At 65.5% G+C, this 20,779-nt stretch carries 24 protein-coding genes; 7 read left to right on the top strand and 17 right to left on the bottom strand.

What is annotated here, in order from left to right:
• Positions 1-40 precede the first annotated feature (40 nt).
• Complete coding sequence (locus tag HZZ16_RS21995; RefSeq protein WP_197951608.1) at positions 41-877, top strand: DUF72 domain-containing protein; 837 nt, start codon at positions 41-43, stop codon at positions 875-877.
• A gap of 6 nt (positions 878-883) precedes the next feature.
• A complete protein-coding gene (locus tag HZZ16_RS21990) occupies positions 884-1,345 on the top strand; it encodes a DUF488 domain-containing protein (protein WP_197951606.1) in 462 nt (153 codons plus the stop codon).
• A gap of 109 nt (positions 1,346-1,454) precedes the next feature.
• On the opposite strand, the gene HZZ16_RS21985 is transcribed toward HZZ16_RS21990, so the two are convergent.
• The 6 genes from HZZ16_RS21985 to HZZ16_RS21960 all read right to left on the bottom strand — a co-directional run bounded on the left by HZZ16_RS21985 (position 1,455) and on the right by HZZ16_RS21960 (position 7,536).
• Complete coding sequence (locus HZZ16_RS21985) at positions 1,455-2,369, bottom strand: PhzF family protein (protein ID WP_197951604.1); 915 nt, start codon at positions 2,367-2,369, stop codon at positions 1,455-1,457.
• Positions 2,370-2,529: 160 nt separating this feature from the next.
• Positions 2,530-3,837, bottom strand: a complete 1,308-nt coding sequence (locus HZZ16_RS21980; RefSeq protein ID WP_197951602.1) for an adenylate/guanylate cyclase domain-containing protein — start codon at positions 3,835-3,837, stop codon at positions 2,530-2,532.
• Between the two features lie 108 nt (positions 3,838-3,945).
• Positions 3,946-5,109, bottom strand: a complete 1,164-nt coding sequence (locus HZZ16_RS21975; RefSeq protein ID WP_197951600.1) for an ABC transporter permease — start codon at positions 5,107-5,109, stop codon at positions 3,946-3,948.
• On the bottom strand, positions 5,106-6,044 hold the full coding sequence (locus HZZ16_RS21970) for an ABC transporter ATP-binding protein (protein WP_197951598.1): 939 nt from the start codon (positions 6,042-6,044) through the stop codon (positions 5,106-5,108). Before HZZ16_RS21970 ends, HZZ16_RS21975 begins: the two co-directional genes overlap by 4 nt.
• Positions 6,041-6,844 (bottom strand): HlyD family secretion protein, encoded by an 804-nt coding sequence (locus HZZ16_RS21965; protein WP_197951596.1) that lies wholly within the window; start codon positions 6,842-6,844, stop codon positions 6,041-6,043. Before HZZ16_RS21965 ends, HZZ16_RS21970 begins: the two co-directional genes overlap by 4 nt.
• Positions 6,841-7,536 (bottom strand): TetR/AcrR family transcriptional regulator, encoded by a 696-nt coding sequence (locus HZZ16_RS21960; RefSeq protein WP_197951594.1) that lies wholly within the window; start codon positions 7,534-7,536, stop codon positions 6,841-6,843. Before HZZ16_RS21960 ends, HZZ16_RS21965 begins: the two co-directional genes overlap by 4 nt.
• Before the next feature lie 110 nt (positions 7,537-7,646).
• Between HZZ16_RS21960 and HZZ16_RS21955 the strand changes: the two genes are divergently transcribed.
• From HZZ16_RS21955 to HZZ16_RS21945, 3 genes are read left to right on the top strand one after another with little or no spacing between them, the layout of a single operon-like run.
• The gene (locus tag HZZ16_RS21955; protein WP_197951592.1) at positions 7,647-7,982 is read left to right on the top strand and encodes an ArsR/SmtB family transcription factor; all 336 of its coding nucleotides are present in this window, start codon (positions 7,647-7,649) and stop codon (positions 7,980-7,982) included.
• Positions 7,979-8,440 (top strand): SRPBCC family protein, encoded by a 462-nt coding sequence (locus HZZ16_RS21950; RefSeq protein WP_197951590.1) that lies wholly within the window; start codon positions 7,979-7,981, stop codon positions 8,438-8,440. Before HZZ16_RS21955 ends, HZZ16_RS21950 begins: the two co-directional genes overlap by 4 nt.
• Before the next feature lie 15 nt (positions 8,441-8,455).
• Positions 8,456-8,869 (top strand): GFA family protein, encoded by a 414-nt coding sequence (locus HZZ16_RS21945; protein WP_197951588.1) that lies wholly within the window; start codon positions 8,456-8,458, stop codon positions 8,867-8,869.
• A gap of 237 nt (positions 8,870-9,106) precedes the next feature.
• Here the strand turns inward: HZZ16_RS21945 and adhP are convergent, their stop codons facing one another.
• From adhP to HZZ16_RS21890, 11 genes are all read right to left on the bottom strand, one after another.
• A complete protein-coding gene (gene adhP / locus HZZ16_RS21940) occupies positions 9,107-10,132 on the bottom strand; it encodes an alcohol dehydrogenase AdhP (RefSeq protein ID WP_197951586.1) in 1,026 nt (341 codons plus the stop codon).
• 140 nt (positions 10,133-10,272) lie between these two features.
• Complete coding sequence (locus tag HZZ16_RS21935) at positions 10,273-10,683, bottom strand: DUF2000 family protein (protein ID WP_197951584.1); 411 nt, start codon at positions 10,681-10,683, stop codon at positions 10,273-10,275.
• A 132-nt stretch (positions 10,684-10,815) separates the two neighbouring features.
• Positions 10,816-11,205 (bottom strand): DUF4189 domain-containing protein, encoded by a 390-nt coding sequence (locus tag HZZ16_RS21930; protein ID WP_197951582.1) that lies wholly within the window; start codon positions 11,203-11,205, stop codon positions 10,816-10,818.
• 202 nt (positions 11,206-11,407) lie between these two features.
• Positions 11,408-13,012 (bottom strand): NTP transferase domain-containing protein, encoded by a 1,605-nt coding sequence (locus HZZ16_RS21925; protein WP_197951580.1) that lies wholly within the window; start codon positions 13,010-13,012, stop codon positions 11,408-11,410.
• Positions 13,009-13,710, bottom strand: coding sequence for an XdhC family protein (locus tag HZZ16_RS21920; protein WP_197951578.1), 702 nt, complete (start codon positions 13,708-13,710; stop codon positions 13,009-13,011). Before HZZ16_RS21920 ends, HZZ16_RS21925 begins: the two co-directional genes overlap by 4 nt.
• A 2-nt stretch (positions 13,711-13,712) precedes the next feature.
• Positions 13,713-14,036 carry an XdhC family protein gene (locus HZZ16_RS21915; protein WP_025037240.1) on the bottom strand — a complete coding sequence of 108 codons (324 nt, stop codon included), beginning with the start codon at positions 14,034-14,036 and terminating at the stop codon, positions 13,713-13,715.
• Positions 14,037-14,046: 10 nt separating this feature from the next.
• The gene (locus HZZ16_RS21910; protein WP_197951576.1) at positions 14,047-15,249 is read right to left on the bottom strand and encodes a vWA domain-containing protein; all 1,203 of its coding nucleotides are present in this window, start codon (positions 15,247-15,249) and stop codon (positions 14,047-14,049) included.
• Between the two features lie 130 nt (positions 15,250-15,379).
• Entirely contained in the window at positions 15,380-16,318 is a 939-nt protein-coding gene (locus HZZ16_RS21905; protein ID WP_197951574.1) for an AAA family ATPase, read from the bottom strand.
• Positions 16,319-16,377: 59 nt separating this feature from the next.
• On the bottom strand, positions 16,378-17,184 hold the full coding sequence (locus HZZ16_RS21900; protein WP_197951572.1) for an FAD binding domain-containing protein: 807 nt from the start codon (positions 17,182-17,184) through the stop codon (positions 16,378-16,380).
• Between the two features lie 27 nt (positions 17,185-17,211).
• Positions 17,212-17,697: a (2Fe-2S)-binding protein gene (locus HZZ16_RS21895; protein WP_197951570.1), complete on the bottom strand. Its 486-nt coding sequence runs from the start codon at positions 17,695-17,697 to the stop codon at positions 17,212-17,214.
• Positions 17,698-17,846: 149 nt separating this feature from the next.
• A complete protein-coding gene (locus HZZ16_RS21890; protein WP_197951568.1) occupies positions 17,847-18,293 on the bottom strand; it encodes an SRPBCC family protein in 447 nt (148 codons plus the stop codon).
• Between the two features lie 172 nt (positions 18,294-18,465).
• On the opposite strand from HZZ16_RS21890, the gene HZZ16_RS21885 reads away from it, so the two are divergent.
• Both HZZ16_RS21885 and pcaD read left to right on the top strand, forming a co-directional pair.
• A complete protein-coding gene (locus tag HZZ16_RS21885) occupies positions 18,466-19,821 on the top strand; it encodes a 3-carboxy-cis,cis-muconate cycloisomerase (RefSeq protein WP_197951566.1) in 1,356 nt (451 codons plus the stop codon).
• 98 nt (positions 19,822-19,919) lie between these two features.
• Positions 19,920-20,702: a 3-oxoadipate enol-lactonase gene (gene pcaD / locus HZZ16_RS21880; protein ID WP_197951564.1), complete on the top strand. Its 783-nt coding sequence runs from the start codon at positions 19,920-19,922 to the stop codon at positions 20,700-20,702.
• Positions 20,703-20,779: the final 77 nt, after the last annotated feature.

Raw genomic sequence — 20,779 nt, 5'->3', positions numbered from 1 at the left:
ATCACTTCCGGTTTGATTAGGATGAGATCCCTCCCCGTCGATGCGAGATCCTCCCGTGGCCAAAGCAAAAACTGCGTCCAAAAAATCCGGCAACATCTTCATTGGGATCGGCGGCTGGACCTTCGAGCCCTGGCGCGGCGTGTTCTATCCGGAGAAGCTCGCGCAGGCGAAGGAGCTGTCCTATGCCGCCTCGAAGCTGACCTCGATCGAAATCAACGGCACCTATTACGGCTCGCAGAAGCCGGAGAGCTTTCGCAAATGGGCAAGCGAGGTGCCCGACGGCTTCGTGTTCTCGGTGAAGGGACCGCGCTTCGCGACCAACCGCCGCGTGCTCGCGGAGGCCGGCGATTCCATCAAGCGGTTCTACGATTCCGGCGTGCTGGAACTCGGAGATCACCTCGGGCCGGTGCTGTGGCAATTTGCGCCGACGAAGAAGTTCGACGGCGCCGATTTCGGCAAGTTCCTGGAGCTGCTGCCGCGCAAGCTCGAGGGGCGCGCGCTGCGCCATGTCGTGGAAGTGCGCCATGACAGCTTCTGCACGCCCGACTTCGTCGCACTGATCCGCGAGTTCGAGACGCCGGTGGTGTTCGCCGAGCACGGCAAATATCCCGCGATCGCGGACGTCGCCGGCGATTTCGTCTACGCGCGGCTGCAGAAGGGCAATGACGAGATCAAGACCTGCTATCCGCCGAAGCAGCTCGATGCCTGGGCCAAGCGCTTCCAGGACTGGGCATCGGGCGGTGAACCCGACGATCTCCCGAAGGTTGACAAGGCCAAGCCGAAGAAGGAGCCGCGCGACGTGTTCGCCTATGTCATCCACGAGGGCAAGGTGCGCGCACCGCACGGCGCCATGGAACTGATTGCGCGGGTGAGTTGAGGTCACATGGCAAAGGCGAAGAAGCTCTTTACCATCGGCTATGAGCAGACACCACCGAAGGCCGTGCTGGACGAGCTGGAAGAGGCCGGCGTCAAGCTCGTGGTCGACGTGCGCGCGGTGACGTCGTCGCGCCGGCCGGGCTTTTCCAAGAAGCAATTGGCGGCGGGCTTGGACGAGCGCGGCATCGGCTATGTCCATCTCGCCGCGCTGGGCACGCCGAAAGAGGGCCGGCTCGCCGCACGCAGCCGTCAATACGACGTGCTGGAGAAGATCTTCTCAAAGCACCTGAAGGCGCCCGAAGCGAGGGAGGCGATGGACGAGCTCTCGTCGCTGGTGAAGAAGGCCGGCCCAGTGTGCCTGCTCTGCTACGAGCGCGACCACACCCACTGCCACCGCCAGATGATCGCGGAGATCATCGAGGAGCGCGAGGGCGTTGCGGTGAAGAATTTGGTGGGGCGGCACGCCTGAGCGGCTTTCTCCGTCATGGCCGGGCTTGTCCCGGCCATCCACGTTCTTCCTCCCAGTGGTCAAGACGTGGATGCCCGGGACAAGCCCGGGCATGACGATGGATGGAGCCTCACCCCTCTCCCGCCAGCCGGAACGTCCCTTCCATCATCTCGACGCAAGCGCCGCCGACGTGAGCGGACACGATCCTGCCGTCCTGCTTGCGCACGCGCGTCGAGAGGATGCTCGGACGACCCATGTCGAAGCCCTGGCCGATCGTGAGCTTGAGCTCACCGTCACGCGTGGGATCGAGATCGGCGAACAGCGCGGCGGCGGCAACCGTGGCGCTGCCGGTGGCGGGATCCTCGACGAGACCGCTGGCACCATGCATGAACATGCGCGCCTGTCGCTCGCAAGGCGCCTCCGTCGCCGGCACATCGCGCGTATAGAACCACACCGAGCGGGCACCATCGCGCGGCAAGACCCTGCCAAAGGCCGCAGCATCGGGCCGGGCCCGCTTCAGCGCCTCGCGCGAATGCAGCTCGAGCACCAGAAACGCGTTTCCGACGGTGACGATCTGCGGCTCGTGATTGTCGGCGTTGATGTCGTCGGCAGCGAGCGAGATGCAGCTCGCGGCATCCGCAGCGGACAGCCGCGAGAGCCGCTGCAGCGGCTGCGGCGCAGTGAGCTCGGTTCTGATCACCCGGCCCTGCTCTCTCACGATGTCGACCGGAACCAATCCCGCCTTCTCCTCGAACAGCAGGCGCGGCTTCGGCTCTTTCACCATCGAGGCCAGCACGAAGGCGGTGCCGACATTGGGATGGCCCGCAAAGGCGATCTCCTGCACCGGCGTGAAGATGCGCACCTCGGCGTCGTTGGCCCTGTCGCGCGGCGGCAGCACGAAAGTGGTCTCGGAATAATTGAACTCGGTCGCGATCGCCTGCATCTGCGCCGTCGTCAGCCCGCCGGCATCGAGCACCACGGCGAGCTGGTTGCCGCCGAAGGCGCGGTCGGTGAACACGTCGACGGTGACGTAGCGGCGCTGCATTTTCGCTTCCCCATGCAAGTCGCGGCCGCGACCGGCCGCATCGCGCAGCACTCTACAAGCCGAAAATGCCGCTCGTCATGCCCCAAAATTGAGTGCAATCGGAGCAATCGCGCTAGCGGGAGTCAGAAGGTGCAAAGAGCGAACAACCAGGATGTAAAGTCTACCCCAGCTGAAACACCGGCACTTTCTGCTCGTAGCCGCGCACCTCGACTTCGCCGAGCGGGACGGCATCGCTGCCGTCGGCGCCCAACGCCTCGCGCACGGATGCGGAGATCAGGAGCTGCGAGCCGAAATCCTTGTTCAGCGCCTCAAGTCGCGAGGCGAAGTTCACGGTATCGCCGATGACTGTGTATTCCTTGCGCCGGGGCGAGCCGATATTGCCGGCGACGACCTCGCCGAAATGGATGCCGATGCCGATCCGTAGCGGCCAGCTGCTCTCTGCGTTGATGCGGTCCATGGCCCTCAGCATCTCGCGGCCTGCGGCGACCGCGCGGTGCGCGGCGTCGGATGCTTCTAGCGGCGCGCCGAACAGCGCGAGGAAACCGTCACCGAGAAACTTGTTCACGATGCCGCCCTGGCGGTCGAGAATGTCGACCAGGACGGCGAAGGCGCCGTCGAGCCGGTCGACCACCTCCTGCGGACTGCGCGACTGCGCACCGGCCGTGAAGCCGCGGAAATCGACGAACATCACCGCGACGCGGCGGACGTCGCCGCTTGCGCGCGTCCCCGCCGTCATCAGCCGCTCCACCACCTGCGGCGAGACGTGCTGGCCGAACAGATTGGTGACCCGGTCGCGCGCGGTGGCGGCCGCGATGCTCGCGGCGAACTGTCGCCGCAATTGCGCGCCGACGGCGCCGGCGAGCACGCCGCAGATCAGGATGATGGTGCTGCGGACCGCGTGAAAATAGAGCTGGGGCTCGCCGACGGTGCTCGAGGCATCGTAGACCTGCGCGACCGCGAACAGCTCGGCAGCAGCGACGAAGCCGGTGAAGGTCGAGAGCCAGAAATCGAGCCGCAGCGTCGAGAGGATGACGAAAATGAAATACATCAGCGGCACGGCGAAGCCGAGCGCCTGGGTTGCGCCCATGGTCCGGATCTGCAGGATGAGGATCACGGTTGGCAGCGACGTCTCGATCAGCGTGCCGATATAGCGCCTGGCCACCGGCACGTCGCGATCGAGGCGGAGGTTCTTCCTGATCTGCGTGTGGACCCAGACCTCGAACAAAATGAAGCCGACGAGCAGGCCGTAGACTTCGGCGAGCCCTTCGGTGCCGCGCCAGACCCGGTTCACCACGGCGGGGTCGATCAAATAGATCGCGGTGAGGAACAGCGTCATGGCGCAGCCGGTCGCGATCAGCGCCCGCACCCGCAGCAGCTCGGTGCGCAGCACCTCCCGCGTCAGCTCGCGCTCGAAGTCCTCCGACAATACGGCATGCTGCCGCGCTTTCCTGCTCGCAAACTTGGCCATTCGACCCCCTGTCATTCCGGGGCGCGGCGAAGTCGCGAACCCGGAATCTCGAGATTCCGGGTTCGATGCTGGCGCATCGCCCCGGAATGACTCAATGGCTAGTTTGCCTCAATCCAGCGTACGGCGGAAGCGCGTCACGGCGATGGTCATGGCGAGCAGCATCAGGCCCGCCAGCGCCAGCGTATCGAAGCGCAAATTCTCCATGGTCGCGCCCTTCAGCATGATGGCGCGGACGATCCGCAAATAATGGGTCAGCGGCAGGCATTCGCCGAGATATCGCGCCCAGGCCGGCATGCCTGCGAACGGGAACATGAAGCCGGAGAGCAGAATGCTCGGCAGGAAGAACATCATCGACATCTGCATGGCCTGGAGCTGGTTCTGGACCAGCGTCGAGATCGTGTAGCCGATCGACAGATTGGTGGTGATGAACAGCGTCGACAGCAGCGCCAGCAGGACGAGATTGCCCAGCACGGGCACGCCGAACAGGCCGACGCCGATGCCGATGATCAGGAAGGCCTGGACGAAGCCGACCAGCACGTAAGGCACGATCTTGCCGAACATCACCTCGACCGGCCTGATCGGCATCGACAACAGGCTCTCCATGGTGCCACGCTCGACCTCGCGCGTGACCGAGAGCGCGGTGAAGATCAGCATGGTCATGGTGAGGATGGTGCCGACGAGGCCGGGCACGATGTTGAGGCTGGAATTCGCGGCCGGATTGTAGCGGGCATGGGCGCGGATCTCGAACGGCATCTCCGGGGGTTCGCCGATATAGAGATCGTGCGCGAGCGCGGTCTGGACGACCATGCCGAGCGAGCCGAGCGCCGCGCTTGCGGCGACGGGGTCGGTGGCATCGGCCGCGACCAGCAGTGCCGGCCTGTCGCCGCGCCGCACCGCCCGCTCGAAGCCGCGCGGGATCTCGACGCCGAACAACACCTTGCCGGACTTCAGGAGGTTGTCGAAATCGTCGACGTCGTGAACCTCGTAGAGGAATCGGAAATATTTGGTGTTCTCCAGCGCCTTCAGCACCGAGCGGGCGAGATCGGAATCCTCCTGGAGCAGCACCGCGCTCGGCAGATGGTGCGGCGTGGTGTTGATGGCATAGCCGAACAGCATCAGCTGCATCACCGGCAGCATCACGATCATCGCGAACGAGACGCGGTCGCGCCTGAGCTGGATGAACTCCTTGACCAGCATCGCGTAGGAGCGCCGCAGGAAACCGAAGCGCTCGCGGATGTCGCGCCGTGGTTCGGGATGTTCGACCGCGCTCATTGGAAATTGTCCTTGGAGCGTCCCATCAGTTCGATGAACACGTCTTCGAGCGAGGGCGACGACTTCTGCCAGTTGAGTCCGCTTTTCTCGCGCCAGGGCGCGATGCTGGCTTCGAGCGCCGGAACGTCGCGGCCGGAAACATGCAGCGAGGTGCCGAACGGCGCCACCATGTCGATGCCGGGCTTGCCCGTGAGCGCGGCGCCAAGGTCGTTCAGGTCTTCGCCCGTGACCGTATAGGTCGTCAGCGCGGATTTGGCGATCACGTCCTCCACCGTGCCGTGCGCCAGCAGATAGCCGTAGGCGATGTAGGCGATCTCGTGGCAGCGCTCGGCCTCGTCCATGTAATGGGTCGAGACCAGTACCGTGAGGCCCTCGGCGGCCAGCGCATGGATCTCGTTCCAGAAATCGCGCCGCGCCTTGGGATCGACGCCGGCGGTCGGCTCGTCCAGCAGCAACAATTGTGGATTGGGCAGCGTGCAGGCCCCCAGCGCCAGCCGCTGCTTCCAGCCGCCGGAGAGCTCGCCGGCGAGCTGCTCCTCGCGCCCCGAGAGCCCGAGCCGCTTGATCATGTCGCGCGCGGCACCGCGCGCGTCGGCGAGGCCGTAGAGCCGCGCCACGAACTCGAGGTTCTCGCGCACGGAGAGGTCCTGGTACAGGCTGAAGCGTTGCGTCATGTAGCCGACCTGGCGCTTGATCTTCTCGGCATCGCGGCGGATGTCGTAACCGAGGCAGGTGCCCTCGCCGCTATCGGGCGTGAGCAGGCCGCAGAGGATGCGGATGGTGGTGGTCTTGCCCGAGCCGTTGGGACCGAGGAAGCCATAGATCGAGCCGCGCTTCACCTGCATCGACAGATCGTGCACGACCTCGCGGCCGCCGAATGACTTCGTCAGGCCTTTGACGTCGATGGCGATGCCGTTGCCGTTGCCGTTGCTCATCGCTTGTCCGCCACCGGTGTCTTGGACTCAGGAGTTTTGGGATTGAGGTGGACGTCGATCGGCTGTCCGACGCGCAAGGCATCGGGCCGCGAGGGTCGCGCCTGGATCAAATAGACCAGCTTGTTGCGCTCATCGAGGCTGTAGATGACCGGCGGCGTGTATTCGGCCGAGGTCGCGATGAAATAGATCTTCGCGGTGAGGTCGGCTGCGCAATTGTCACAGGAGACGCGCACCGTGTCGCCGATCGCGAGCTTCGGCAACTCGCTCTCCGGCACGAAGAAACGCAGCTTCATGTTGCCGGGCGGCATGATCGAGAGCACCGGCCGCTGCGCCGCCACCATCTCGCCTTCGCGGAAATAGATCTGCTGGATGGTGCCGGCGACCGGCGCAAAGCCCTTGCGTCGCGCCATCCGCGTCTGCGAGGTCGCCACCCGCGCCTCCGCGACGCGCAAGGCGGACACCGCGGAATCGAGATTGGCCTGCGTGCCCGCACCGGTCTTGCTCAACGAGGCCGCACGGTCATAGGTCTGCTGCGCGTTCGCGAGCGTCGCCTTCTGCTGGTTGAGGTCGGCAAGCTGGAGATCGTCATCGACGGAATAGAGGTGATCGCCGACCTTGACCTCGTCGCCTTCGCGGACGTTGAGCTTGGTGACGCGCCCGGCTTCGTCCGGACTGACGAAGATCATGTCGGCCTCGACCCAACCCTGGAAGCCCGGGTCGCGCTTCTCCTTGCACCCGGCAAGCCCGGTTGCGAGCACAGCGAGCAATGCCAAGACAGAAATTGTTTGCGACGACCTCATGTCGTCCTCCGTTCGCCAAAAATCAAATCGAGATGAACGCGCAGCATCTCCTGCGCGTCGAGCGGCGCATGCCGCGCAAACAGGCTCTGCCAGATCACGGCGATCATCGCCGGCGCGACCAGAATCTGCGGATAGCGCGCGAGGTCCTTCTGCCGGATCTCGCCGCGGGCGATGCCGAGCTCGATCAGCGCGCGCATGGCAGTGATCCCGCGCGAGACCACCTCGCGGTAGTAGAAGTCGGCGACGGACGGAAAGCGCGGCCCCTCCGCCACGATCAGACGCACCAGATCGCCGCGCCTCGTGCCGATCACTTCCTTCAGGAAGTTGCCGGCGAACGTCTCGATGAGGTCGCGCACCGAGCCCGCGGGCGGCGGCAGCGTGGTCAGCCGTGCGACCACGGGAACGATGACGATGCGCACCAACTCCTCGAACATCGATTCCTTGTCCTTGAAGTGCAGGTAAATGGTGCCCTTGGCGACGCCGGCGCGCTTGGCGATGTCGTCGAGCCTGGTGGCGGCAAAGCCGCGCGCGATGAACTCCTCCATCGCCGCCTCCACGATCGCCGCACGCCGCTCCGCCGCGCGCGAGGCTCGGTTCGAGGCAGGCGCCGCAGCGGGGCTTGCAGCCACGGGGGCGCTTGCGCGGGTGGGAGCCGTAGAGGGCGAGGCGGCTTTGGTCTGCTTCTTCGTCATTCAAAATATATGACTGACTAGTCAGTCATAGTCAAGAGCCTACCAGACAACCCGAATGGCGTAGACGAATTAGCCTTGACTAATGTATTAGCATCCACTAATTTGACCTCATGATTGAAGCCACTCCAAACCCCGTCACCACCGTGATGCGCGCCCTTGCCGATCCGACCCGCCGCGCCGTGTTCGAGCGTGTGTTCGAGAGCAAGGAGATCAGTGTCGCCGAGCTGACGCGCGGCAGCGGCGTCACGCAAGGAGCCGTCTCGCAGCACCTGAAGTCGTTGAAGCAGGCGGGCCTCGTCGCCGAGCGCGCCGAGGGCCGCAATGTCTATTACCGCGCCGCGCCACAGGGACTCGAGCCGCTGGTCACCTGGTTGGACCATTACGGCGTCTTCTGGCGCGAGCGTTTCCAGACCCTGCGTGACCTCTTGAAGGAGATCGACCCGTGAGTGCTGCCGCGTTGAAAGCCGACACAAGAGACATCGTCATCGACGAGGTCTTCCCTCACACAGCCGAGACGATCTGGAAGGCGCTGACCAGCGCGCAGCTGATCGGGCGCTGGCTGATGCAGCCGACCGGCTTCGAAGCCGTCGAAGGCAAGGCCTTCACCTTCCAGACCAATCCGGGGGGCAATTGGGACGGCGTGATCCATTGCCGGGTTCTGGAGGTCGTGCCGCATCGCCGCCTCGTCTACGCCTGGAAAGGCGGCGACGAGCGCAACATAGGCTATGGCGCCCCGCTCGACACCGTCGTGACCTGGTCCCTCACTCCGGTCGAAGCCGGCACGCGGATCCGCCTCGTCCATGCGGGCTTCGTCCTGCCCAGGAACGAGTCGGCCTACACGGTGATGAGCGGCGGCTGGAAGAAGGTCGTCCGCAAGCTCGATGAGATCAGCGGCGAAGATTGAGTGGGAGATATTGCGATGGAGAAGCCCTATTCCGGCGGCTGCGCCTGCGGCGCGATCCGCTATTCGATCGAAGGGGAGCCCCTCTTCAGCAATCACTGCCAATGCCGCGACTGCCAGCGGGAAAGCGGCAGCGGCCATGGCTCGTACGCGACCTTCGCGCGCGCCGGCGTCACGCTGACGGGCGATGCCAGGCACTGGGACATGGTCGCCGACAGTGGCAAGGTGAAGACGCGCGGCTTCTGCATACAATGCGGCGTAGCTGTCTACATGACTTTCGCGGCGCAGCCTGACGTCTTCACGATCCGCGCGGCAAGCCTCGACGAGCCCGCCCGCTACAGGCCGCAGGCGGTGACCTTCGCCGCGCGCGGCCATGAGTGGGATCCTCTCGATCCTGGCCTGGTGAAATTCGACGGCATGCCGCCGGGGTGAGCAGCAGGAGAGTGACGCTTCTTTGCCAGAAGCCTTCGCCGCGAACTCGATTGACCTCTCCCGCTTGCGGGGGAGGTCGGCGCGGAGCGCCGGGTGGGGGCTCTCTCCGCGCTGGGATTTCTTCCGCACACTTCAGACAGTCCCGACGCGGAGAGAGCCCCCACCCCAGCCCTCCCCCGCAAGCGGGAGAGGGAGCGCACCTCCGTCTTGGAAGCACTTGAGCCTTCGCTCGCGATACTAGCCAAAATCCAGCACCATGCGGCCGTCGATCTTGCCGGCCTTCATGCGGTCGAAGACGTCGTTGATCCCTGCGAGCGGCACTTTCGTCACCTCGGCCTTGACCTTGCCGTCGGCGGCAAATGCGATGGCTTCGTCGAGGTCGCGGCGGGTGCCGACGATGGAGCCGCGCACGGTGATGCGCTTGAGCACGACGTCGAAGATCGGCGTCGGGAATTCGCCCGGCGGCAGACCAACGAGGCTGATGGTGCCCTTGCGGCGCACCATCTTGAGCGCCTGCGCGAAGGCCGGCGTCGAGACCGCGGTCACCAGCACGCCGTGGGCGCCGCCTCCGGTCGCCGCCAGCACCTTGTCCACAGCATTGGCTGCAAGCGCGTTCACGGCGAGATCGGCGCCGGTCTCACGAGCGAGCTCGAGCTTGTCTTCGGCGATGTCGATGCCCGCAACCTTCAGTCCCATCGCCTTGGCGTACTGGATCGCGACATGGCCGAGCCCGCCGATTCCGGAGATCACGACCCACTCGCCTGGCTTGGCCTCGGTTTCCTTCAATCCCTTGTAGGTGGTAACACCGGCGCAGAGGATCGGCGCGATGGTCGCGAAATCGATCGTCACCGGCAGCTTGGCGGCGAAGGCAGCCGAGGCGATGACATATTCGGCAAAGCCGCCGTTCACGCTGTAGCCGGTGTTGTGCTGGTGCTCGCACAGCGTCTCCCAGCCGGTCTCGCAATATTCGCACGACATGCAGGCGTCGTGCAGCCAGGCGACGCCGACCGCGTCGCCAACTGTCAGATTCTTCACGCCGGGCCCGAGCGCGGCGACGATGCCGGCGGCTTCATGCCCGGGGATGAATGGCGGCACCGGCTTCACCGGCCAGTCGCCGGAGGCGGCATGCAGATCGGTGTGACAGACGCCGCAGGCCTTGACCTTGACCAGAACCTCGCCCGGACCGGGCTGTGGCACCGGCACCTCCTCGATCACCAGCGGCTTGCCGAATTGCTTGACGATTGCGGCTTTCATGGTCGGCATCGGTCTGCTCCTCTGTGCTTTGTGAAGCAGAATAGCGACGCCGCCCGGCGCACCCTTGACGGGAGTCAAACAGCACAAAGTTTGCGCAAGGGCGGGTCCATCATGACACCCCGATGACGCCGCGCGGTGCTCTCGATCTGTCAGCTATGGAACTTGAGACCGTCGACGATCTTGTCGATCACCTTCCGCTCGGCGCGCATCGCAATGCCGACGAGATTGAGGTCGCTACGCGCAACCGCCCTCACCGCCTCACGGTTGGCGGCGTCGTGCGTGGTCTTGAACATGTCCTCGGTATAGACGGCCGGCGTAACGTTACGCGTCAGCGCGCGGTCCAGCGCGCGCGACAACGCCGGACCGTCGGCGCCATAGATCAGGATCGGCTGGCCGATCAGTGCATGATATTTCGTGCCTGAGGCGTCTTCATAGGCCTCGCCGATGCAGTCCGGAAAAGCCGCGGCGATGCCGCTGGTGAGAAAGGACGCGACGTTCAGCTTCTGCCAGGCCTGAAGATCGGTGCGGATCACAACGGCGATCTTGGTATCGAACTGCATGTGGTTCCTCAGATTGTCCTTCCGGGGCGCGCCACTCGGCGCGAGCCCGGAATCCATTCGTCCACCTACTCGGCAGCTCAATGGATTCCGGGCTCGATGCTACGCATCGCCCCAGAATGACGGCAAGAAAAATCAGCCCTTTGCGTCACAGGCCCAGGCGCGGATCACGCATTCCTTGCCGCCGTATTTGTAGCACTCGCGCGTGGCGGCATTGAGCGAGGCGGAAATCTTCGGCTTGACGGCATAGCCATAGGCGCCGCAGGGATTTGTCATATCGACCGACATCGCGGCACAGGCGCGCTTCATCGTCACGGTGGTGCAATCGCCTTTGCACTGCTTCTGCGCGGCGGCGCGGGCCTCGTGCTCGTGGCCATAATCATAGGCCTGGCCATAGGCACCGCACTTGCCGACCGCGATCGCGCCGGCGGCGTGGGCATCGGCGATGTAACGGGCACCGGCGACACAGATGGACAGTGCAAAGAAAAACATCGCGCAACGGCGCGCGACGGCATTCGAAGTCATGGAAGAACCCCTCCCCCCAAGGCAGGTCGGGGAAACTCTAAGCGGCGCTCGTTTCCAGATGGTGAACGGGTGGTTGAAATCGGCAGGCTTGGAGGATGCCGTAGTCCCGTAGGGCGGATTAGCAAAGCGTAATCCGCCTCCTTTTTTCCGCGGAGCAACACAGCGGCTGATTACGCCTTCGGCTAATCCGCCCTACGCACCTTCACCCCCGCCTTGCCGCCTCCAGCGCCTGCGGCGTGTCGATGTCGAGGAAGGCGCTCTCGCCGTCGACTGGCACTTCGGCGACGGCTTCGGTGTGCTTGGCGATCAGATGTCGCGCGCCGATGTCGCCGTCGAGCGTCATCAACTCCCCAAAGAAGCGGCGCGACCACAGCACCGGGTTGCCGCGGCGGCCCTCGCTGACGGGCACGACGATAAGATTGCCGCGGTCGGGCGCGAAACTGTCGATGAGCCGGTCGATCAGGCTGGCGTCGATCAGCGGCATGTCGCCGAGACACACCAATGCGCCGTCGCAGGTCTCCGGCACGGCCGCGATGCCGGCCTTCACAGAACTGGCGATGCCGCCGGCGAACTCCGGATTGCGGACGAACCTCACCTTGAGGCCTTGCAGCGCCTGCTCGACGAGCTCGGCCTGGTGGCCGGTGACGACGATCACCTCGGATGCTTTGGAGGCCAGCGCCTGCTCGGTCGCGAGGCGCACCAGCTTCTTGCCATCCAGCTCGGCGAGCAGCTTGTTCGGCCCGCCCATCCGGGTCGAACGGCCGGCCGCGAGCACGATGGCCGCGACCTGGCTGTTGCCCTCGGTTTCCGGCTTGGCGCGCGGCTGCGGCCGCGTCACGATCTCCATCAAGAGGCCGCCGACGCCCATGCCCATCAGCTCGGAGCGGGTCACCTTGATGCCGGCGAGAAGCCGCATCAAGACCCAGTCGAAACCGTTCTCGACCGGCGAGCGCGCGCAGCCGGGCGCGCCCAGCACTGGCACATCGCCGGCGCGGGCGATCAGCAGGAGATTGCCGGGGTCGACCGGCATGCCGAAATGCTCGATCTCACCGCCGATGCCGGCGACGGCCGCCGGAATCACGTCGCGGCGGTCGGCGATCGCAGACGCGCCGAACACGATCACGAGCTCGGCGCCGAGGCCGAGCAATTCCTTGATAGCGGCCGACAGCGCCTGCTCCTCGTGCGGCACCCGGCGCTCGGCGATGATGCCGGCGCCGGCCGGCGCCAGCCGTTCGGCGGTGACGCGCAACGTCTTGTCGATCACCTTTGAGGACAGGCCCGGCAGCAGCGTCGAGACCACGGCGACGCGCTTGATCACGTAAGGCGCGACCTTCAACACATCCTTGCCCGCCGCCTTCACCGCGGCATCGCGCAAACTCGCTTCGATGCCGAACGGGATGATCTTGACGGTGCCGACCATCTCGCCCTCGACCACCGGCTTGTAGGCGGGGAGCGTGGCAAAGGTGATGGTTTCGTCGATATTGTTGATGCGGTCGACCGCGGCGCGGTCGATCACCAGCACGCCCGCTCGCGCGGCGAACAGATTGGCGCGGCCGGTGAAGGCGCGCTCGACATGGATGCCCTCGCCGCCGATGGCGAGCGCGATGCTGGCGGCCGCAACGTCCTCGGAGACGTCGCCCGCCTCCATGCGCACCACGACGATGTCCTTGATGCCGGCGCGCTCCAGCGCCTCGACCTCGGCGGGTCCGATCGTCGTGCCCTTCTTCAGCACCAGCGCGCCCTGGCGCAGCGTGTGGACGGTTACCCCACCGATCGCATCCCTCGGGCTCGCCGGGCCGAACTTCATGCCGCTTCTTCTTTTTCCTTGGGAGGCAGCCGAAGCACGGCCGTGATCTCGGCCATGATCGCCACCGCGATCTCGGATGGCGAGACCGCGCCGATCGCTAGCCCAATGGGCGCGTGGATGCGCGCGATGTCGCTCTCCCTGGCGCCCTGCGCCCGCAACCGGTCGGCACGCTTGGCATGCGTCTTACGCGAGCCGAGCGCGCCGATGTAGAAGCAGTTGCGCTCGAAGGCGTGCAGCAGCGCGGGATCGTCGATCTTGGGATCGTGAGTCACCGCCACGAACGCCGTGTAGGCATCGACATTGAGCGGCGGCAGCGCGGTATCAGGCCATTCGGCGATCAGCGGAATGTCGGGAAAGCGCTCGGGGCTCGCAAAGGCCGTGCGCGGATCGACCACGGTGACGTCATAACCGAGCGAGCGCGCCAACGGCGCCAGCGCCTGGCTGATATGGACCGCGCCGATGATGACGAGCTTTGCCGTCGGCGCGTAGACGTTGAGGAACAGCTTCTTGCCGCCGGCCTCGACGCTGGCGCTCTTGCCCATGCGAAGCTGCTTCTCCAGTTCGGCGCGCAGCGGATCCTTGGCGAAATCCTTCGCCTTCACCAGCCGCTGCTCGCCGCTCTCGGTGTCCGTCACCAGAATGACCGGCCGTCGCGCGGCGCGCTCGGCATTGAGTTCGTGCAGGATATCGAGCTTCACGGCTAGCCGACCTTCTCGACGAAGACGCGGATGGTGCCGCCGCAGGACAGCCCGACGTTCCAGGCGGTCTCGTCGGCAACGCCGAACTCGAGCATTTTCGGCTTACCGCTCTGGATCACATCCATGGCCTCGGTGACCACGGCGCCCTCGACGCAGCCGCCGGACACGGAGCCCAGGAAGGTGCCCTCGTCGTTGATGACGAGGCTGGAGCCCGCCGGGCGCGGCGCCGAGCCCCAGGTCTCGACCACCGTCGCGAGCGCGACGCCACGGCCGGCCTTCTGCCAGTCCTCCGCCGCCTTCAGGATGTCCTCGTCGCGATCAAGCATGGCTGGCCTCTCAAGCTGCGGAGCGGATCAGGCTGCGGTGATGCGGCGGCAGCGGCTGGGAGAGCGTCGTGATCAGCTCCTGGATCGAACTCAAATTATGCACGGGCCGGAATTCGTCAACGTGGGGCAGCATCATTTTGATGCCCTGCGCCTTGGCCTCGAAGCCGCCAAACCGCAGCAGCGGGTTCAGCCAGATCAGCCGCCGGCAGGACCGGTGCAGCCGGTCCATCTCGAAGGCGAGCCTGGAATCGGCCTCCCGTTCCAGCCCGTCCGAGATCAGGAGCACGATGGCGCCCTGGCTCAGCACCCGGCGCGCCCACAATTTGTTGAAGTTGTGCAGCGAGGCCGAGATGCGGGTGCCGCCGGCCCAGTCCTCGACCGAGGCCGAGCAGCTCGCCAGCGCCTCGTCTGGATCGCGCTGGCGCAGCGCGCGGCTGACATTGGTGAGGCGCGTGCCGAACAGGAACACCGAGACGCGCTTGCGGGCATCCGTGATCGCATGCAGGAAATGCAGGAACAGGCGGGTGTATTCGCTCATCGAGCCCGAGATGTCGAGCAGCGCCACGATCGGCGCCGGCTTCTCGATCCGTCCGAGGCGATGGATGTCGATGATGTCGCCGCCGGTGCGTAAGGAGGCGCGCAGCGTGCGGCGGAGGTCGAGGCGCAGGCCGCGCGCATCGGGCCGGCGCCGGCGCGTCAAGAGCTCGGCCTGCGGCAGATGCATCTTCTCGATGGCACGGAGCGCCTCGGCGATCTCCGCCGCGCTCATCTGCGCAAAGTCCTTCTTCTGCAGGATCTCCTTATCGGAGACCGACAGGCGCAAATCCTGCTCCTGGTGCTGCGGCGTCTCGGTCATTCGGGGTTGCGCCATCGCCTCCTGGACGCGGCGGGCGCCGGCCTGGGGCTTCTTCTTGGCCTCGTCCGGCAGCGGCACCGAATCCAGCATGTGCTTCCATTCTTCGGAAGCGCGGAAGAACAGGTTGAAGGCTTGGCTGAAGATCAGCGCATGCTCGTGGCGCTTGACGAAGATCGCCTCCAGCGTGGTGAAGACGTCGGATCGGCTGCCGATGTCGATCACCTGCAGCGCGCTCATGGCATCGATCACCGCGCCCGGCCCGACCGGCAGGCCGGCGGCACGCAGCGCGCGAGCGAAGCCGACGATGTTGTCGGCGAATTGCTCGGTCTTTTCGGGGGCAAGGTGGTTGATGGCCATGCGTCCACACTCTCGGTCGTCATTCCGGGGCGCGCCCTCTTCGGCGCGAACCCGGAATCCATTCATCCACCAACTCTGCGGCCCGATGGATTCCGGGTTCGCGCTGCCGCGCGCCCCGGAATGACAGGAATCAATTCTCGCTCGTCGCGTCCTTCAGCACCTTCTGCAGCGTGTCGCCCTGCATGCGGGTGATGTCGTCCTGGTACTTGAGCAGCGCACCCAGCGTGTCGCCGACCACTTGCGGGGTCAGCGAGCGGGCATCTAGCTCGGACAGGGCGGTGGCCCAGTCGATGGTCTCGGCGACGCCTGGCGACTTGTAGAAGTCCTGGTTGCGCAGCGCCTGCACGAAGCGCACGACCTGCTGCGACAGCTTGGTGGAGATGCCGGGCACGCGCGTCTTGACGATCGCAAGCTCGCGCTCGGCGGCGGGATAATCGACCCAGTGATACAGGCAGCGCCGCTTCAGCGCGTCGTGGATCTCGCGGGTGCGGTTGGATGTGATGATGACGATCGGCGGATGCGGCGCCTTCACGGTGCCGAATTCGGGGATGGTCACCTGGAAGTCGCTGAGGATTTCGAGCAGGTACGCCTCGAACGCCTCGTCGGCGCGGTCGAGCTCGTCGATCAGCAGCACCGGTGGGCCGGCAACATCAGGCTCCAGCGCCTGGAGCAGCGGCCGCTTGATCATGTAGCGATCCGCGAAGATGTCGCTCGAGAGCTGATCGCGATCGGTGTCGCCGGCCGCTTCCGCCATCCGGATCGCGATCATCTGCGCGGCGCTGTTCCACTCGTAGACGGCCGAGGAGACGTCGAGGCCTTCATAGCATTGCAGGCGGATCAGCTTCCGCCCCAGCGCCGCCGAGAGCACCTTGGCGATTTCGGTCTTGCCGACGCCGGCCTCGCCTTCCAGGAACAGCGGCCGGCCCATGCGCAGGGACAGATACGTCACCGTCGCCAAGGAGCGTTCGGCGAGGTAGCCGCGTGCGGTCAGGAGTTCGACCATCGCATCGACCGATGCCGGCAATCCAACTGAAGTATTGGCACCGGAAGGTGTGGCCGCTGAAGTCATGAAAGGCCAGTCTCGTTTGCGCCCTCACCGGGCAAGTATCGGGCGAAGGCGTGAGCCCTTCATTGCTTGGCATTGGCGGCATCGACGGCGCGCCGCGTCAGCACGCCGATGAGATGCGCGCGGTATTCGGCGCTGCCGTGAATGTCGCTGTTGAGGCCTTCCGCCGGCACCGAGATGCCCTCCAGCGCCTTCGAGGCAAAGCGCTTCTTCAGGGCCTCCTCGAATGCGGTGACGCGGAACACGCCTTCGGAGCCCGCACCGGTGACGGCAACGCGCACGTCGGAAGGACGCCGCGCCACGAACACGCCGACCAGCGCATAGCGCGAGGCCTGGTTGCGGAACTTGATGTAGGCAGCCTTCTTCGGCAGCGGGAACATCACCTTGGTGATGATCTCATCCGCTTCGAGCGCGGTCGTGAACAGGCCCTGGAAGAATTCTTCCGCCTTGAGGCGGCGCTTGTTGGTGACAATGGTGGCGCCGAGCGCGAGCACCGCGGCCGGATAGTCGGCAGTCGGATCGTTGTTAGCGAGCGAGCCGCCGATCGTGCCCCTGTGACGCACGGCGGGATCGCCGATCCCGCCGGCAAGGTTCGCGAGCGCCGGGATCGCCTCGCCGACGATGGCGGAGGTCGCGACCTCGGCATGCTTGGCGGTGGCGCCGATCACCAGCGAGCGGCCCTTCATCTCGATCGCGTTGAGCCCCTCGATGTGGGAGAGATCGACCAGATGCGGCGGGCTGGCGAGGCGCTGCTTCATGACGGGAATCAGCGTGTGGCCGCCGGCGATCACCTTGGCGTCCTCGTTCTTCACCAAGAGGTTGGCCGCCTGGCGAACGGTCCCAGGGCGATGATATTTGAATTCGTACATCTGTATGTCCTGATCGCGGGGTGCGCGTTACGCGAGGTCGGATTTGGCCATCGCCTTGGCGCCGGCCGAGATCGAGGCGACGATGTTCTGGTAGCCCGTGCAGCGGCAGAGATTGCCTTCGAGCTCCTCGCGAATGGTGTGGTCGTCGAGCTCGTGGCCCCTGCGGTGCACGATGTCGATCGCGGTCATGATCATGCCGGGCGTGCAGAAGCCGCACTGCAGGCCATGGTGCTCGCGGAAGGCTTCCTGCATCGGATGCAGCGGCGCGCCGTCCGCAGCCAGTCCCTCGATCGTCTTGACCTCGTGGCCATCGGCCATCACCGCAAGCGTGGTGCAGGACTTCACGGCCTTGCCGTCGAGATGCACGACGCAGGCGCCGCACTGCGAGGTGTCGCAGCCGACATGGGTGCCCGTCAGCCGCAGATTCTCGCGCAGGAATTGCACCAGAAGCGTGCGGGGATCGATGTTCGCCGTCACAGGATTGCCGTTCACGATGAGGGAGATTTTTGCCATAAGCACTCTCTGTCAGCGCCCCGACGGGTCCCGTCGAAGCGGTTCTTATAATTATTCCAACCCATCATATGGGCCATTATCCCCCGGGGCAACATCGCCCCGGGCGCAAGGCGCCATGCCGAAGGCGCTACTCTAAAGGTATTGGACCTTCAGCTCTGTACGGCCTTGGCGAAGTTCGCGAAAAACTCGTCGGCCAGCTTCTTGGCGGCACCGTTGATAAGGCGCTGGCCGAGCTGCGCCAACTTGCCGCCGATCTGCGCCTCGACGTCGTAGGACAGCAGCGTGCCGCCGTCCTTCTCGGCGAGCTTGACCGCCGCGCCGCCCTTGGCGAATCCGGCCACCCCGCCCTCGCCCTCACCGGAAATCTTGTAGCCGTTCGGCGGGTCGAGATCGGACAGCGTGATCTTGCCCTTGAAGCGCGCCGACACCGGGCCGACCTTCATTTTCGCCGTCGCGCGGAAGCCGCCGTCGTCGGTCTTCTCCAGCTCCTCGCAGCCGGGGATGCAGGCCTTCAGCACCTCGGGATCGTTGAGCTTGGCCCACACGGCCTCGCGCGGCGCCGCAAGCTGGACTTCGCCGTTCATCGTCATGGCCATGAGGGTGCCTCCCGGATCGCGCAACTATAGTGCTGATCAAGTAACGCAGCGACGCGGCAAAGAAAAGGCCGGCGGCCGGTCACGTGCAATGCATATTCGCAACTGCAAAATGACGTGTGCAGGCTGTGGGGGATTGGCATGGCCGGGCCATGATGATTAGGTCGCGCGCAACATGAGCACATCCATCTCCCCCCTGCTCGCACCGATGCTGTCGAGCGCCGCCATGCGCGTGGTCTGCGACGACCGGTCTACCTTGCAGAACATGCTCGATTTCGAGGCAGCCTTGGCACGCGCCGAGGCGGCCAGCGCGGTGATTCCGGCATCCGCCGTCGGACCGATCGAGGCTGCGTGCAAGGCCGATGGCTTCGACATGGCTGCACTGGCCGACGCCGCGACGCGGTCGGGCAATCTCGCGATTCCCCTGGTCAAGATGCTGACCGCCAATGTCGGCAAGACTGACGCGGAGGCCGCACGCTACGTGCATTGGGGCGCGACCAGCCAGGACGTCATCGACACCGCCACCATGCTGATGCTTCGCGCCGGCATCGCGGCGCTGGATGCCGACCTCAGCCGCGCCATCAAGGGCTTTGCCGCGCTGGCGCGCAGCCATCGCAACACCGCGATGGTGGCGCGGACCTGGCTCCAGCACGCGCTGCCGATGCCGTTCGGGTTGAAGGCAGCCGAATACGCCTCGAGCCTGGCCCGCGCCCGCTGCCGCCTGCGGCGGCTCTCCCGCGAGGGCCTCGCGCTGCAATTCGGCGGCGCTGCCGGCACGCTCGCGGCCCTCGGCGACAAGGGGCTCGCGGTCGCCGAACGGCTGGCACAGGAGCTCGATCTGCCGCTGCCCGAGGCGCCCTGGCATACCCATCGCGACCGCATCGCCGAGGCCGCATCCTGCTTTGCCATTCTCGCCGGCAGCTGCGGCAAGATCGCGCGCGACGTCTCGCTGCTGATGCAGACCGACGTCGCCGAAGCGTTCGAGGCCGCCGGCGAAGGCCGCGGCGGCTCCTCGACCATGCCGCACAAGCGCAACCCGGTTGCCGCCGCAAGCGCGCTGGGCGCCGCGACCATGGCCCCGCAGCTCGCCGCGACCATCTTCGCCGCCCAAGTGCAGGACCACGAACGCAGTGCCGGTCCCTGGCACGCGGAATGGCCGACGCTGCCGCAATTGATGCTGGTCACATCAGGCGCGCTGGCTGCCGTCGTCGACATCGCCGAGGGTCTCGAGGTCGATGCGGCGCGCATGCGCAGCAATCTCGATGCGACGCACGGCTTGATCATGGCCGAGGCCGTCACCTTCGCGCTCGCCGAAGCCATCGGCAAGAGCGATGCACATCATCTGATCGAGGCCGCGAGCAAGCGCGCCGTCGCCGAGAAGAAGCATCTGCGCGAGGTGCTGTCTGCCGATTCGCAAGTCACCGCGCACCTGTCGCCGGAAAAAATTGCGGCATTGTTCGAGCCGATGGCCTATCAAGGCGCGTCACAGGCGCTGATCGACCGACTGCTGGATTCTCTGGATCTCTCCTGATGTCATTGCCGGGCTTGACCCGGCAATCCATCATCTGGGAAAGATTCTTTTTCTAAATGGATGCGCGGGTCAAGCCAGCGCATGACGAGGGACATGCCATGCCCATGATCGATGCCGACGGATGCCTGCTGAACGTCTCCGTCGAAGGCCGCGACGGCGGGCCGACCTTGATGCTGTCGAACTCGCTCGGCTGCACGCTGCAGATGTGGGAGCCGCAGATGAAGGCGCTGACGCAGGTGTTCCGCGTCATCCGCTACGACCGCCGCGGCCACGGCAAGTCCAACGTCCCGCCCGGCCCCTACACGATGGAGCGCTTCGGCCGCGACGTGCTCGCGATCCTCGACGATCTCAACATCGAGAAGGTGCATTGGTGCGGCCTGTCGATGGGCGGCATGGTCGGGCAATGGCTCGGCGCCAATGCGCCCGAAAGGTTCGGCAAGCTCATCCTCGCCAACACCTCCTGCTATTATCCCGATCCGACAAACTGGCACAACCGCATCAAGGCGGTGAAGGAGGGCGGCATTGCTGCCGTCGCCGATGCCGTGATCGCGGGCTGGCTCACCCAAGATTTCCGCGAGCGCGAGCCTGCGATCACCGCGAAGATGAAGTCGATGCTGCTGGCGTCCCCGGTTGAAGGATATCTCGCCTGCTGCGAGGCGCTGTCGACGCTGGACCAGCGCGCGCTGCTGCCGAAAATCAAGAGCCCGACGCTGGTGATCGCCGGCCGCCACGACGCGGCGACGCCGATCTCGGCGGCCGAATTGATCCGCTCCAGCATTCCCGGCGCCAGCATGACCATCATCGACGCCGCGCACATTTCGAACGTCGAGCAGCCGCATGCGTTCACGGATGCCGTGGTGGGGTTCCTGACGCAGCGTTAGCAACAGCCGTCATTGCGAGGAGCGTAGCGACGAAGCAATCCAGTCCGTCTCCGCGGACACATATTCTGGATTGCTTC

It is taken from the genome of Bradyrhizobium glycinis (assembly GCF_016031655.1).
Taxonomy (GTDB): domain Bacteria; phylum Pseudomonadota; class Alphaproteobacteria; order Rhizobiales; family Xanthobacteraceae; genus Bradyrhizobium; species Bradyrhizobium glycinis.
The sequence above is the reverse complement of the archived record's forward strand: the minus strand, read 5'-3'. Positions and strand labels throughout refer to the sequence as shown.

What these genes read in the sequence shown, in the direction of transcription:
- HZZ16_RS21945 (WP_197951588.1), top strand. Translation starts at nt 8,456, where the DNA reads ATGGAGAAGCCCTATTCCGGCGGCTGCGCCTGCGGCGCGATCCGCTAT.
- HZZ16_RS21890 (WP_197951568.1), bottom strand. Translation starts at nt 18,293, where the DNA reads ATGGCCATGACGATGAACGGCGAAGTCCAGCTTGCGGCGCCGCGCGAG.
- HZZ16_RS21895 (WP_197951570.1), bottom strand. Translation starts at nt 17,697, where the DNA reads ATGGCAAAAATCTCCCTCATCGTGAACGGCAATCCTGTGACGGCGAAC.
- pcaD (WP_197951564.1), top strand. Translation starts at nt 19,920, where the DNA reads ATGCCCATGATCGATGCCGACGGATGCCTGCTGAACGTCTCCGTCGAA.
- HZZ16_RS21975 (WP_197951600.1), bottom strand. Translation starts at nt 5,109, where the DNA reads ATGAGCGCGGTCGAACATCCCGAACCACGGCGCGACATCCGCGAGCGC.
- HZZ16_RS21985 (WP_197951604.1), bottom strand. Translation starts at nt 2,369, where the DNA reads ATGCAGCGCCGCTACGTCACCGTCGACGTGTTCACCGACCGCGCCTTC.
- HZZ16_RS21930 (WP_197951582.1), bottom strand. Translation starts at nt 11,205, where the DNA reads ATGACTTCGAATGCCGTCGCGCGCCGTTGCGCGATGTTTTTCTTTGCA.
- HZZ16_RS21935 (WP_197951584.1), bottom strand. Translation starts at nt 10,683, where the DNA reads ATGCAGTTCGATACCAAGATCGCCGTTGTGATCCGCACCGATCTTCAG.
- HZZ16_RS21905 (WP_197951574.1), bottom strand. Translation starts at nt 16,318, where the DNA reads ATGACTTCAGCGGCCACACCTTCCGGTGCCAATACTTCAGTTGGATTG.
- HZZ16_RS21900 (WP_197951572.1), bottom strand. Translation starts at nt 17,184, where the DNA reads ATGTACGAATTCAAATATCATCGCCCTGGGACCGTTCGCCAGGCGGCC.
- HZZ16_RS21915 (WP_025037240.1), bottom strand. Translation starts at nt 14,036, where the DNA reads ATGCTTGATCGCGACGAGGACATCCTGAAGGCGGCGGAGGACTGGCAG.
- HZZ16_RS21885 (WP_197951566.1), top strand. Translation starts at nt 18,466, where the DNA reads ATGAGCACATCCATCTCCCCCCTGCTCGCACCGATGCTGTCGAGCGCC.
- HZZ16_RS21910 (WP_197951576.1), bottom strand. Translation starts at nt 15,249, where the DNA reads ATGGCCATCAACCACCTTGCCCCCGAAAAGACCGAGCAATTCGCCGAC.
- HZZ16_RS21995 (WP_197951608.1), top strand. Translation starts at nt 41, where the DNA reads ATGCGAGATCCTCCCGTGGCCAAAGCAAAAACTGCGTCCAAAAAATCC.
- HZZ16_RS21960 (WP_197951594.1), bottom strand. Translation starts at nt 7,536, where the DNA reads ATGACGAAGAAGCAGACCAAAGCCGCCTCGCCCTCTACGGCTCCCACC.
- HZZ16_RS21965 (WP_197951596.1), bottom strand. Translation starts at nt 6,844, where the DNA reads ATGAGGTCGTCGCAAACAATTTCTGTCTTGGCATTGCTCGCTGTGCTC.
- HZZ16_RS21955 (WP_197951592.1), top strand. Translation starts at nt 7,647, where the DNA reads ATGATTGAAGCCACTCCAAACCCCGTCACCACCGTGATGCGCGCCCTT.
- HZZ16_RS21925 (WP_197951580.1), bottom strand. Translation starts at nt 13,012, where the DNA reads ATGAAGTTCGGCCCGGCGAGCCCGAGGGATGCGATCGGTGGGGTAACC.
- HZZ16_RS21980 (WP_197951602.1), bottom strand. Translation starts at nt 3,837, where the DNA reads ATGGCCAAGTTTGCGAGCAGGAAAGCGCGGCAGCATGCCGTATTGTCG.
- HZZ16_RS21970 (WP_197951598.1), bottom strand. Translation starts at nt 6,044, where the DNA reads ATGAGCAACGGCAACGGCAACGGCATCGCCATCGACGTCAAAGGCCTG.
- adhP (WP_197951586.1), bottom strand. Translation starts at nt 10,132, where the DNA reads ATGCCGACCATGAAAGCCGCAATCGTCAAGCAATTCGGCAAGCCGCTG.
- HZZ16_RS21990 (WP_197951606.1), top strand. Translation starts at nt 884, where the DNA reads ATGGCAAAGGCGAAGAAGCTCTTTACCATCGGCTATGAGCAGACACCA.